14 protein-coding genes are annotated in these 12,937 nt (G+C 62.8%); all 14 read right to left on the bottom strand.

The window, feature by feature from the left end:
* Window positions 1-11: 11 nt before the first annotated feature.
* Window positions 12-578 carry a hypothetical protein gene (locus AC1VON_RS18560; protein ID WP_483124459.1) on the bottom strand — a complete coding sequence of 189 codons (567 nt, stop codon included), beginning with the start codon at window positions 576-578 and terminating at the stop codon, window positions 12-14.
* Complete coding sequence (locus tag AC1VON_RS18555; RefSeq protein ID WP_483124458.1) at window positions 575-1,183, bottom strand: hypothetical protein; 609 nt, start codon at window positions 1,181-1,183, stop codon at window positions 575-577. Before AC1VON_RS18555 ends, AC1VON_RS18560 begins: the two co-directional genes overlap by 4 nt.
* A complete protein-coding gene (locus tag AC1VON_RS18550; RefSeq protein ID WP_483124457.1) occupies window positions 1,184-3,712 on the bottom strand; it encodes a phage tail length tape measure family protein in 2,529 nt (842 codons plus the stop codon).
* A 9-nt stretch (window positions 3,713-3,721) separates the two neighbouring features.
* Window positions 3,722-3,868, bottom strand: coding sequence for a hypothetical protein (locus AC1VON_RS18545; protein WP_483124456.1), 147 nt, complete (start codon window positions 3,866-3,868; stop codon window positions 3,722-3,724).
* Between the two features lie 71 nt (window positions 3,869-3,939).
* The gene (locus AC1VON_RS18540; protein WP_483124455.1) at window positions 3,940-4,287 is read right to left on the bottom strand and encodes a hypothetical protein; all 348 of its coding nucleotides are present in this window, start codon (window positions 4,285-4,287) and stop codon (window positions 3,940-3,942) included.
* Between the two features lie 4 nt (window positions 4,288-4,291).
* Window positions 4,292-5,026, bottom strand: a complete 735-nt coding sequence (locus AC1VON_RS18535; protein ID WP_483124454.1) for a hypothetical protein — start codon at window positions 5,024-5,026, stop codon at window positions 4,292-4,294.
* A gap of 53 nt (window positions 5,027-5,079) precedes the next feature.
* Entirely contained in the window at window positions 5,080-5,514 is a 435-nt protein-coding gene (locus tag AC1VON_RS18530) for a hypothetical protein (protein WP_483124453.1), read from the bottom strand.
* Window positions 5,511-5,846: a head-tail joining protein gene (locus tag AC1VON_RS18525; RefSeq protein ID WP_483124452.1), complete on the bottom strand. Its 336-nt coding sequence runs from the start codon at window positions 5,844-5,846 to the stop codon at window positions 5,511-5,513. Before AC1VON_RS18525 ends, AC1VON_RS18530 begins: the two co-directional genes overlap by 4 nt.
* Before the next feature lie 30 nt (window positions 5,847-5,876).
* Window positions 5,877-6,209: a DUF2190 family protein gene (locus tag AC1VON_RS18520; protein ID WP_483124451.1), complete on the bottom strand. Its 333-nt coding sequence runs from the start codon at window positions 6,207-6,209 to the stop codon at window positions 5,877-5,879.
* Between the two features lie 79 nt (window positions 6,210-6,288).
* Window positions 6,289-8,358, bottom strand: a complete 2,070-nt coding sequence (locus AC1VON_RS18515; protein ID WP_483124450.1) for a ClpP-like prohead protease/major capsid protein fusion protein — start codon at window positions 8,356-8,358, stop codon at window positions 6,289-6,291.
* 4 nt (window positions 8,359-8,362) lie between these two features.
* A complete protein-coding gene (locus AC1VON_RS18510) occupies window positions 8,363-9,853 on the bottom strand; it encodes a phage portal protein (RefSeq protein WP_483124449.1) in 1,491 nt (496 codons plus the stop codon).
* Window positions 9,853-10,053: a phage head-tail joining protein gene (locus AC1VON_RS18505; protein WP_483124448.1), complete on the bottom strand. Its 201-nt coding sequence runs from the start codon at window positions 10,051-10,053 to the stop codon at window positions 9,853-9,855. The genes AC1VON_RS18510 and AC1VON_RS18505 overlap by 1 nt, the downstream gene beginning before the upstream one ends.
* A complete protein-coding gene (locus AC1VON_RS18500) occupies window positions 10,053-12,209 on the bottom strand; it encodes a phage terminase large subunit family protein (protein ID WP_483124447.1) in 2,157 nt (718 codons plus the stop codon). The genes AC1VON_RS18505 and AC1VON_RS18500 overlap by 1 nt, the downstream gene beginning before the upstream one ends.
* The gene (locus AC1VON_RS18495) at window positions 12,206-12,820 is read right to left on the bottom strand and encodes a terminase small subunit (RefSeq protein ID WP_483124446.1); all 615 of its coding nucleotides are present in this window, start codon (window positions 12,818-12,820) and stop codon (window positions 12,206-12,208) included. The genes AC1VON_RS18500 and AC1VON_RS18495 overlap by 4 nt, the downstream gene beginning before the upstream one ends.
* Between the last annotated feature and the right edge of the window lie 117 nt (window positions 12,821-12,937).

The raw sequence follows: 12,937 nt of genomic DNA, 5'->3' as shown, positions 1-12,937 counted from the left end.
TGGTGATTGCCTCAGTCGAACTTGATGTCGAAGGTCTCGTGCTTCACTTTCGAGGCGTACTGGAAGAACTGATCGCCGGGTGAAACGAGCTGCTGGTCTTCGTGGCTGGCGGTGCGGTAGCCGTCGCGATGGTTGGCTATGGCGCCGGAGCGGACATTGGCGATCAGCTTTCTTTCGCCATTGTCACGGGAATGGTCGATCGTGTCGATGAAGCCGTAGGCGCCAGCCTCGGCATGCAGGAAGGATCGGTCATCGGGATCGAAATAGAAGTCGAACACCGTGACCGGCGCATCCTTGTAACCCTCGCTTTCGATCAGGGCGAGTTTGTCGGGCGTCAGGCCGGAATCGCGCTTGGCGATCAGTTCCACCGTGAATGTGGAGGCGGCGGTGCCAAGGCCATAGACCGGCTCGGAGACGCTGATCAGCGCGTTCGGCCAGTAGAGCTGCCCGCCGACCGTGATATCGCCCTTGCCATTCCAGAACCCATAGGTGCCCGTGGTGCACACGACCTTGATGCCAGAGCGGATGACCGCCCTGCCCTCTGAAAGAACCGTTTGCAGGCGGGTTGGGAAGGTCACTTTGGCACCTCCTGCAAGGTGAAGGTGGCAACCGGCAGATAATCATCGGTCATCGTGCCGGAGTTGGGCTCCATGCGAACGTTGAGTTCGAGGCTTTTGAACTTCACCACGGCGCCAGCCGTGATGTAGCTCGGGATGTAGGGCTCAACGACGAGCGTGATTGTGTTCGAAGACGCGACCGCGCCCGCCATCACCGTATGCATTGAGCGGTAGCCGTCCTTGACCAGGCTGACGAGATCGCCGCGGCGAATGTCGAGACCGTTGGTGACGGAATTGGCGACGAGCGTCAGGCCACCGGTGCCAGAGACGAGGTTGCCATCATCCGCCAGCGCGGCGTTGCCCGGGTCGGCAAGGTAGGCCTGCGGCACGTCGAGATAGGTCGGGGCAAAGAGGACGGTTTTCAGGCCGCTATTCGCCTCGTCGATAAATGCGCGCATGCCGGGAATGAAACCGCGATCCAGCGGGGCGCTTTCCACCACCACTTGCCAGAATGGATCAACCGTCTCGATCGCAGCCATGAAGCGCTTGCCGGCGCGCGACACCGACGTGGTGCGCACCAGCTTCGGCTGGCCTTTGGCATAAGGGACGTCGGGGAAAGCGACCATTTACGATATCATGCCTCTGGTCTTGGCCTCACGGATGGCCTTTACGGTGCGCGGCAGAAATTCCTGATCGAACATTTTGCGAAGCTGCTTAATGCTGTCTTCGTTCGATCCGCTGTCGCCACCTTGAAAGACCGGGGCGAACATCACGCTGACAGGCGCATGCTGATTGTTATTCGCGGCGCCGCCGGCCATGACTCCGAGATGACCCGAACTGGTACGGCGGAGCGGCAGAATTCCTTCGTCGCCCGCCTCTCCCATCAGTCCAGAGCGACCGCCCGACATCGGGAACATGGTCGGCTGACTGACGACGCCGCCACGAGCGAAAGGAATGACATTGCCCCCGGCGAATGCCGCGCCTTTGGCGTAGAGCCCGCCGAAGCTGTTCAATGAACCGCCGCCTGGGAAAACACTCGAACTTCCGCCCCCGCCTAAGACGCCGGATAGAAGACCTCCGAGGCTGAAATCGCCGCTGCCACCCATACCGATCGACTGAGCCTTCAGAAGCTGCATGATCAGGTCTTCCAGCGCGGGGATCATCGCCTTCAGCGCATCTTTCCACGTGCCCGTGCCGTCGATCAGTTTGCCAAGCGCGTCCTCGGCCGCATCGCCAAAGCCCTTCCATGCGTCCTGCGTGGTGCGGATCTGCTCATTGATGCGGAACATGCCGGCACTGGCCGAATCCAGATCGACGGCCAAGCCAGCCGACCGCTGCATCTCCGCGATCTGCTGATCAATATCGGAGCGGCCTAGCTGGTCGCGATCGAACAAAAGGTCTTGCTGCAGTTTGGCATCCGCCGTCTTCTTGGTGAGTTCCGCCATCTGCTCGGCCCGATCCTTAAGCTCGGCCTTCTGTTTCTCTCCGATCGTTCTTCCGTGATCAGTGGCCTTGGACAGCAAGTCCTGATAGTTGCGCAGAGTGTCGGCAGCGACGCCCACTTGGCCTGTAAGCTGCAATTCGACCTTCATCTGGTCGATGCGATCCTGCGCTGATTTTAGAACGTCGCGGTACGCGTTCGCAGCGCGCTCGGCCGAATGGTCGACCTTGGCCTTTTTGGGCTTGTTCGGATCGACTTTGCTGTCGTTGTCATAGCCAAACCGGCGCCACATCTCCAGCGCGTCATTGAAATTCCCTTGGGCCCGATCCAGCGAGCCTTTCCCTCCTATCGCGTTTCCGGTTGGATCGATGCCTGCTGCGATCTGATCCATGTTGCCGAGCATCGTCTTCAATGAGCCGACCGCGCCTTGCGCCGCCTGCGCCGCCTGCTCGATGCCATTGATCTGGGAAACGATACGAGCGGTATCGATCTGTGATTGTGTGAGCCCGTTCAGGGCCACAGACATATTATCGAGCGCCTCTCTACCGTTCGCTGCATTGTCAACGAGCGCTAGGATTTCATCGGCGAGCGGGCGCAGCCGACCCGGATCCGTCGCTGCAATGCCATCCAGGGCCTGTTGGAAGGCGTCGAAGTCTGGCTTGCCGGCCCTGATCTGGTCACGGAGCGCGTTGATGGGCTCCGCGAACGCCGCAAATCTGGTTTTGACGGCGTTCAAGTCGCCGGTGCCAACCAGCCCGAGCTGTTGAAGTAGCCCAAATCCGCTGAACCCGCCGCTATCCGAAAGCGCGGATTTCGCCTGTTTCTCAGCAGCCGCGACCAATTCCCTCAGTGCCGCCTCTGCCCGCCGCTGCGCCGATTCTATGGCCGCGACGCTCCGGCGGGCATAGTCGTCCGCGCCGTCGCCTGCGATGCCATAAGCTTCGCGAAGGGCCTTGATCGTCTTGGCATGCTCAGTCAGCGCATCGTCGATTGACGCTATCTTTTTACCACCGATCGATTCGTAGACGACGAAGGCCGCGCCAGCAGCGACGATCGCGGCGGTAGCGATCGGAAACTTCGTAATCAGCCCAAGGAGACTTTCGCCTATCGCCTTCAGCGACCCCTTGATGCCGCCAGGCCCCTGCTCGAGCGCATCATAGATCTGGCCTGCCTGAGATGCGAAAATCTGCATCGGTGGCGCGCCCAAGGCAAACATGGTGACAACGTCATTGCCTTGGCGCGAGAGGTTCAGCATCTGGTTGGACGTCAACTTCGCCGCGCCACCGACCTTGTTCATGTTCACGATAGTCGTGGCGAAAGCAGCCTTCTCGCGCACAATTGCTGCCGACATCTCGTCCGCGCTGATTGCACCGACGGCATGGGCGGCCCTGATGTCATTCAGGTTCGCGAGATAGGTCTGCTGCGCCGCGTAGAGCGGGTTGTATTTGGACCGAAGCTGGTCGAGTATCTGGCCTTGCTGCGCAAGCGCGCCGGTCCATTCCTTGGTGCCACGAGATCCTATCCCGACCATCTCGTTGATACGAGCCTGCATGGCAGTCACGGCCGCTACAGATCTCTGAATCGTCACCGTCGTCTCGTTGAAGCCGGACGACAGTTGCGACGTCAACGCGGCGCCAGCCTGCTTCGCCGTCTGTGAGGCGCGCACAAGCGAACTGGCATCGCCAACGATGTTGTATTTCAGGGTCTGATCCAAGGGGAATTCCTAGTTGCCGAACATTGCCCGGAATGCGCCGCTGTTCATCACTGGCAGGGGCGGCGGCGCCACGTCCTCGCCGCCGCCAAAGATGGAACGCAGCATATCGCAACGCCCCTCATAGCCGACGTGGATGGCGTTGACGTCGGACGCCAACGCCTGTTCTTCACTCCAACCCAGCCAGCCGATCGCGATCTTGGCCAGATCGTCGTAATAGGCCTCCGGCGTCAGTCGCCCGTCTTGGTCGGAGGGTTTTCATTTCCCGACCCTCCGGCTTCCGGCGGTCGGCCACCATTGGCCAGGATGCCGATGAACGCGGTGGCGCCTGGGATGAGGCTGATGACGCCTGTTCGCCAGACGGCGTCCTCGACCTCGCCTGCCTTCTTGCCAAGTCCGGCGGCGATGACGCCGGCGACGACGTCGATATCGAGCTCGGAAAGACCCTTCAGCGTCGCGACCAGGCCACCGGCCTGGCGCGAGATCGCCTGCGCAGCGCGCAATGTCGGCCGTAGCGTGACGGTTTCCCCATCAAGCTCGATTTCGACATTGCCGGCGCCCAGAGAAGCCTTCGCCATCATCTTACTCGCCCGACGGCGCGACGGTGACGATGTTCGAGTTGATCTCGATCGTCGAGTTCAACGCGCGCACCGTGTTGGCGTTGCCGCCGGCGTTTTCCGCCGACATGACCAGGCCAATGAAATAGTTCACCGTGCCGGCCGGCTGTGTCGTCACCGTGTGCGTGCCGGACTGCGTGCCAGTCGTGGCTATCGCAGAACCGCCCGGCGTCGCGGCAAGGGTGAAGGTGTCGGCGTCGGGAATAGCCTTCACGTAGTAGGTCGTGCCCGCGGTCAGGCCAGTCGGCAACGAGCCGGTGGTCGACAGCTTCACCGCATCACCGACCGACAAGCCATGCGCGACCTTGGTCAGCACGCCCGGCGTGGCAACCGTTATCGTCGCCGGGAATGCCCTGGCTACCGGCGCATCGTCCCATTCGATCTTGAAGGGATAGTTGTTGGGCTCGTTCGAGGCGGCAATCAGCGCCAACTGCCCATCGTCGCTGGAATTGATGGCGAAGTTGTTCTGCATCTGGCCGGCATTGGCCGTGCCCTTCTGCTTGACGGTGCGGCTGCGATTGATCACGTCGGTGCTGATCAGCGCGCGCGTGTCGCCAAATGATCCGCACTGAATCCAGTCAGCGACTTCCGTCCAGGTGATGGCCGAGAAATCGCCCTCCGTAACGTCGGATTCGGGGCGGGGCATGGCCACGGTGCCTATGAAGAATGAAGCGCCAGCTACGGCAAAGAGATCGGCCATGGTGGCCTCCTATCATTTGGGGAGCCTTGCCCAAGGGCGTGAGGGCGAGATGATCAGGCGACGGCTTGCGGGGTTTCGCGGCGCGTCAGCAGCGTGAGGTCGAAGCTCATGGCCGCGACGCACATGGGCTGGTCGCCATTGCCGGAGAAGACGAACTCGGTCGACCGATACTCATATTGCCGAACCAGGCCACCGAAGCTCGGATCAGCGGCGAATTTGGTCTCGACGAAGACACGAAGGTTATCGAGCTGATCCTGCGCCGCTTCGGAATCACCGCGCACGGCGGCGACAACGCGGATGCGGACCGTGCGCTGCTGCACACCTTTCGTCGTCAGGTCCTGTGATTGCTCGCTGACCACGGACAGATCGAGAGCGCCGGCCGAGCTGTCTGGATAGGGCGTGACGCGGCGGATGGTGACCGGCGTGCCGCCCTGGACGGTCAAGGCGTTTTTCGACCAATGCAAAAGCTGGTTGGTGACATGCGTCATGACTGTCTCAGATGCAGCGTGAAGCGAACCATGCCGCGCCCGTCCGGATAGCGCGCGGTGACCTTGTACAATTCGACAGGCGCGGAGAATCCGTGCTGGACCGAGACGGCGGCGCCTTCGTCGACATCGTCATTGCCGACCTGCGGCAGATGCAGCTCCGGATTGGTGGTGGCGAAATCCATCTCGTCGACGGCGGCGAGCGCACCGGCGCGACGGAAGATCGCATTGCCGGAGACGTCGCGAGCGGTTCCGCCAACGGGCGTGATGGCGATGACGTCGTCTTCGTTGAAGGTACCGGTAAAGATTGCCGGCAGGTCCGAAAACAAGCCCATGACCTGCCGGTCCTTCCTTTTCGCCGGAGCCTAGAAGCTGCCGGGGTTGAGACGCACGTTCACCGTTGCGCTCGGATTGGCCGCGGCGCTCGTTGCGTATCCGATCAGCGAGTTGCCCGACGAGGTCTTGTTGACGACCTTGTTGGTGTCATCCCAATAGACCTTGTCGCCGACGGCGATTGCGAGGGCGCTTGTTTTTGCCAGATCGAATACGCCTTCGACGGCAAGCGGCACGGCGGCACCGATTTTGGCGTCGGTCTGCGCCACGCCGAAGATGGAACCGAGAAGGGCTCCGCCGCCGGAGAGAACGTCATACGGCGCGAGAACGGTAAGGACGCGGCCGTCCTGTACATAGTTTTTCATGGAAGTGCTCCGATTTTCAGGGGTTCAGGGTGAGCTTCCCGACGCCGCGCAGCGCGCGGCGTCGGGCGAATGACTACGCTTACGCGCCGGCGTTCTTTTGCAGGCCAACCCAGTCGTTCGGCGCGACGCCGGCGTCGATGCGAACCTTGAACTCGGTTCCGTCGATCGACCAGCCGTCCTGCTGCTCCAGCGTCGGCGACTGCTGACCATCGAGATAGGCGACCTCGATGGTGGACGCGGATGACGGGCTGGCCGCGAGATACCAAGCCGCGGTGCTGTTGGCGTCGAGGCGCGGTTCGTCGATGACCTTTGCCATGTTCTGAACCGGGTTCGGAACGGCATTGGTCTTGGTCGGGTCGACCTGGCTGGCGATGAGCTGCCGCGCCGTGTCGCCGAGGGCGACCGGGGTCAGGATATAGGCTGGCGTGATGTTCAGCGTGCCCTTGCCGTCCCGGGTCTTCTGCATGCGCATCTTGGCGCGTGCCGCCGACAGGCCTGCGAGCGCCAGCGCCGAGCCAGCGCCGGTGAGCAGGTTGTTGTGGTTGGCATGGAAGAGAGCCGTGCCGTCCGACATATTCGGATTGGCCGTCAGGATCGCGTAGACCAGGTCGCCGATGGTGCGGATAGCGGCGCGACCCATCATCTGCGGAATGCGGGTGAAGGCGTCCATGTCGTCGTTGATGATCGCCTGGCGCGAGATGGCGAACAACTCGCCATAGGTCGCCAGCACGATCGGCTCGGCGAAGTCGCCGACGGTGATGTACTTGTACTCGGCGCCTTCCGGCACCTTGCGCAGCGACGGGAACACGCCCATGCCGACGCGGCTCGCCACCTTGAAATCGGATAGCGTGCCGGCACGGGTCCACTCCTGGAAGGTCTCGGCCGCCTCTTCATAGCCGGCCGTCATCGAACGGTTGGCGATGTTGGCGAGGATGTTGCCGAAGTCGGATGTCGTGTGCATCCCCCCGGCCATCGTCGGCACGAAGGCGGCGCCGACCATGGCAAGCTTGCCAAGGCCACCGCTCTTCAGTCCACGGACGTCGAGCGACATACGGGCCAGTTCGGCGAGCGTCAGGCCAGAATATTCGTTGCGCTCACCGCCCTTGAGACGGGCGCGGTCGACGAGAGCCAGGGTGGCGCCCTGGACGAACTTGTCGCTCGCCTCGGCCGTGACGACCGCCGGACCGGCATTGGTCTGGTTGGCGCCGGCTTCGGTGTTCATCGTCGCGATCTTGTCGACGATCGCCGCCTTGGCTTCCATCAGCGTCTTGCCGCTGTTGATGAGATCATCCAGGAATGCCTGGTCGGTGAGCTTTGCGGCGCGGAAGGTGGCGCTGATCTGCTTGACGCGGTCACGCTCGGCGGCAGTCGCCTGCTGCATGATCGCGGTGTTTTCGGCAGTCATGGTGACGGAGGTGGTCGTGTCCGCCGTATTCGGGTCAGGCTTCATTTCGGTCTCCTTTAGAGCCGTTGGAGGGAGCGGGGCGGACATCACCGCCACCATCGGAAGGCCTGATGCCTTCCGATTCTTGGACAGCGTCATCAGAGACGCCGGAGCTTTGTGATAGGTCGAGAAATCGAAGGTCGGATCGGCCGCCTTCATCACCGGATCCTTGTCGATCTCCGCGGCGTTCTGGCCGGTGCTTGTCGCAAATCCTTTGGCAACCGCCTCCTCGCCGGAAAGCCAGGTTTCGGCCTTCATCATCGCCGCGATTTCGGCTTCCGGCAGACCGGTGCGCTTGACATAGACCTGAGCCCAGATCGTGCCGAGCTGCTCGAGCAAGTCGGCCGTCTCGCGGTGGTCGTCGGCGTTGCCGAAGGTGATGCCGCTCGGGTTGTGGATCATCATTACGGTGCCTTCCGGCATGACGATCTCATCGCCGGCCATGGCGATGACGGAGGCGGCGGAGGCGGCAATTGCGTCGATCACGATCGTGACCTTGCCGTCATGGTTCTTCAGCAGGTGATAGATCGCCACGCCTTCATAGGCGATGCCGCCGGCGGAGTTGATGCGCACGGTGACGTCGCCGCCGAGCTCGGCGAGCGCGCTCATAACCTGAATGGAGGTAAAGCCAGTATCTTCCCAGAAGTCGGAAATGCCGACCGGCCCATAGAGGACCAATTCGCCGTTGACGATGAGATTGGGCATCGGGTCAATCCTGTGTGTTTGCCGGGCCGCTCTGCTGGCTCTGGCCGTTGATGGTTACGCGGCGGGGATCGCTGTCGAAGATGAAGCCGGCGTTGTCGGCCGCTGCATTGTCAGCCGCGATCTCGGCGTCGATCTCTTCCGGGTCGAAGCCCATTTCGCGGATCTTGCGGCGGCGCGAGGTGAAGCCGGCGCGCACTTCCTTGACCATGGCCGGGATTTCCTTGGTCGGATCGACCAGCGGGCGGCGCGGCGGCGTCCAGCCGATCGCGAAAGGCTCGCGCGAGGAGGTCTCCACGAAGGCCGCCTCGGTGAACCACTCGGCGACACGCACGCACAGTTTCGGGATGACGGTCAGCCAGCGCCAGGCATCGACATTGGCATCCATGTCGATCCGCCCCATGCGACCCGAAGTGAAGTTCACGTTGGACAGGTTGCCGGTCAGGCTCTCAAAGGTGATGCCGACGCCAACCGCAATGTCGCGACCCGTGGCATCGTTGTAGGCGGCGAACTCGCCAAGTTCCGGCGGGTCGGAAAAGCTGACCGTCTTGCCGACAGGCAGCGTCTCGATCATGCCGGGGCCGAGTTCGTCGATCTCGCGTTCGGGCTTGCCCTCACCGCCTTGCGGCTGCGGCGTATCGCCTTCGAAATCCGGATCGTGGATAAAGGCGGCAAAGCAGGCGGCGATCTTCTGCCGGACCAATTGCGCGTCTTTGAACTCGGCGAAGTCGTTGAGCGTAACGATCACCGGTGCCAGCCACGGTACCCCGCGCACCTGTCCAGGCCGATCGACGCGGAAAAGGTGAATGATGTCCTTGGCGTCGATGCGCTTGGATATCGGGTTGCGAAGCACCGCCAGACCATTCGGATGCTGGTCGAACATCCAGTAGGCGACGCGACGGCCAATCAGGTCGAACTCGACGCCCTGTATGACGGTGTTGCCGCCCGGCATCGGGCCGGTCTTGGTGTCGTCGAGATATTCCGCCTCGAGGACCTGCAACTGGAACGGCAACGGAAAGCCATCGGCGGCGAAACGGTAGCGACGACGGATGATGCAGTCGCCGCCTTCGAACATGGCGCCTACGGCAAGGGCTTCGAGGCCGTAAAGATTGGTATTGCCATCGGCGTCGATCGCGAGACCGTCGAAATGGTCGATCAGAAGCCGGTCGATCTGGGTCTTGCGCTGCACACGGCCGGCCGTGACACCGGGGATGATGCCGGAGCCGACAATGGCGTTGACGACGACTGATTTGGCGCGGGCCGCGAGCGGATTGTTGCGGACCAGGTCGCGGCTTGCCGCGCGCAGCCGGGCAAGCTGGCCATTGGCGGCGGCATTGGCATCCGTGTTGGTGGCGCGCCAGTTCTTGGTGCGGTAGCTCTTCGCCGCGCCTTCGAAATGCATGACGGCGTTGAGCGCCATGCGAGCGCGGGCGCGCTTCAAGGCGCGCTGCGGTGAAACCACCGCAAGCATACGGTCGATAATGCCGGGCTTCACCATCACAGGCCCTTATCGACGGCGCCGTAGCGGCGGATTGAGGAGGATCCGGTGAGACCGAGGTCGCGTTTCATGACACGCTCGGCCTGGCGCATTTCGTCGAGCGACCGATAGACGACTGTTTCCCCGTTATAAGTCACCGACTTGACGCCGCGCGCCATGGCGCGCTGCAGCTGCTCCAGCTCGGCAAGCGTGTAAGCCATCAAAACCACCTCTTTCTCTTGCCGATCCATGAGCCTTCGCGGCGCTTCGCGCGCTGCGGCGTCGCCGGCGGCTCATCAGGCTGTACTTCGGGCGGCAACTCGCTGGCCGGGACAGGATCCGGTTCGGTTTCGGCGCCGGCGATGACGGTGAAGCTGTTTTCCGGCACCGACCGCGCCCAGTCGGGTGCCGCCCGCCAGTCGATCTTCTCGGCGCGCAGGACGATCGCCAGAGCGCGGCCATAGACGGCGAGGTCGAGCGCTTCGTTGCGAACCTGACCTTCCTTCTTGCGATAGCCTTTGTCGGTGCGGCGCTCGGCGGTGAATTCCTTGAGGATCGCCTCATCGATCCAGTCGGGGATATGGTACGTGATCTGGCCGCTCTCGTTGCGGGCCAACGCTGCCATCACCTCATCCTTGAGCACGTCGGTGCCGACGTTGACGATCAGGAGATCGGTCGGCGCCTGCCCCTTGCGGCGACGCTGACCGCCAACTTTCTCCGGCGCGCGCTCCAATGCCCGAGGGCGATCAAACCCAGGTTGCCCCTTGGCGATGAAGACACGGCGACGGAAACCGTCCTTGCGCGCCTTGCGATAGAAGGCATAGGCGTTCGACGTGACGCCGGCGGCGCCGCCTGAATCGGCGATGAGAGCGACCGGCTGCAGGGCATATTCCGTTCCTGCAACCGGATAGGCCTGCTCGAGCAGAGGAAACAGCGCATCCCAGTCTTCCGGAAAGCGCGCCGGATCGATTGCACGATCGCTGGCATTCGGCGCACCGTCGGGCGGCGTGTGGATATCGAAACGGTCGATCAGCCAGCGCTCAAGTCCTTCACCCCATGCCTCGACCTGCACGACAAAGCGGTTGGACTGGACGTCAACCGAGACGGTGATGAACCGCGTTTCGGCCGGCGCGATCTTCTGCACCGCTTCGGTGGCCTTGCCCCTGAGGAAGTCGAGCGTGACGTCCGAACCGGAGAGGTTGCGCGGCAGGTACGGCAAGCCCTGGTCGACATTGATGGTGGTCTTGAGGTTCTGCTCGTCACCGGTCAGGCGATAGTGCTCGACGGCGTTCAGGTAGGTTAGCGTTAGTTGCCGCCAGTCCTGAAAGGCGGCAGCGGTGCCCTTCAACCAGTAGCTGACCGTGTCGACATCGCGATCCATGTCGGCGATCGGCATCAACTGGCCGTTCTTGCCTTCATGCAGCCAGCGGCCGGCCTGGTTCAGTTCCGTCTTGTGGCGATGCTCGTAAACCGCACCGCAATGCGGACAGGCACCGTGCACTGAGGAGGCGCGCTCCGCCGGTGATCCTGCCTGCGCAAAATGCAGGATAGCGAAATCCGGCTCGAACTCCTTGCCGCAATCCTTGCACGGCCAATACCAGCGCCCACGGGTGCCCTCGTTGTAGATCGCGAGGATGCCGGTGCAGGGCGGCGCACGATGCGGCTCACTTCGGCTGGGCTTCCAGTCTTCGTCGAGGATGGGGCGACCTGGTGAGGACTCGGCAATCACTTTGCCCAACGACCCGAAGGTCTGCGTGCGCTTGCGCCCGAGGGAGAACGGACTGCCTTCGCCGTCGACATTCTCCGTCATGCGATCATAATCGGTGAACAACACATCCGGCAGGTCGCGCGCCGACAGTTGCCCGATTACCGGATACCCGACCGAGAGGCGCATGCCTCCTTGGAACCGCTTGTCGAAGATGTTGTCGTTCGCCCGCCCGGGCAGTTGCCGGCGCGCCACCTCTGCCGTGGCGCGGATCATCGGCCCGAGCTTTTCCAGGCTGAAGTCGCGGGCCTCATTGCGACCGATGTGAACAACCAGCATCTTGCGCGGCTGGCATATGACGCGATGCACGATCACGTTGAGCACAAGCGCGTCGGTCTTGGCGGTACGCGCAGGTCCGGCGAAGCCGATGCAGCGAAACCGCCTGGACGTGCTCATGTCCATTGGCTCGACCATGTATGGCGCGACGTCGTTTCGCCACGGCCCGTTATAGGCCTCGTTGCTGATGCGCCGGTACTTCGCCGCCGCTTCCGACACGACGATACGGTCGGGCGGTTGCAGCGCTGGCCGCGCCTGCCGAAGCACCGTGGCCAGGCTGGCAAAGTGGAGCGACCCACCGTCGCGACCGAAGTCCTTGCGGTGATGCAGGTTCACGTCAGCGCCAGCTCCGGCACCGGCTTCTCGCTCTTGGCGAGTTCGTCGGCGAACTTGTCGACCGCTCGCGCGATCTCTTGCAGGATGTCGTCGCCGGCACGCACCGCGCGCTCGGTCTGGGCGCCGTCAAGGCCGCATTCCCGCGCCAGCGTGTCAGGCAAGGTCTCGATGCCTTGGCGCATCAAGCCGAAGATGGTTTCGACCAGGTCGAGCACGGTGGAGGCTTCGACCAACTCGCCGCGGCGCAGCGCAAGCTCCTGCCACTGCGATTCCGCCGCGTAGACCTTCATGCGCTCCGAAGGCGGCAGGCTGCGCTCGGTATCGCCTTCCTTGCCGCCGATCAGCGCAAGCTGCATCTGGCGCACGATGCGCTCCTGAGCCTCCTCCTGATGACGGGAAGCCTCGTCGCGCTCCTGCATCCAGGCGAAGCAATGCGATAGCTGGAAGGCATAGGCCTTGCCATTCGATCCCTCGTCGAGGATCGGCATGCCTTCCTGCATCCACCTGTCGATGGTCGGCTCTGTCTTGCCGAGGGCGCGCGCCAACTGGCCCTTGTTCAGAACCCCGTCGGCAACGCCCTGCGGCAAAGGAAAGCGCGTGCTGTCGCTCATCGCTCCAACAACATCAACAACAACATAATCCGAACGGGTTTGGCCGCCCCAAATTCGCAAAAGTCCCGGGGTCCGAATTACCCGTGGGCGGTCGACCCCATGGGAGGACCCAACCGG

Source organism: Mesorhizobium sp. HAY1-8B, assembly GCF_056868045.1.
This window is presented reverse-complemented; position numbering and strand designations above follow the sequence as displayed.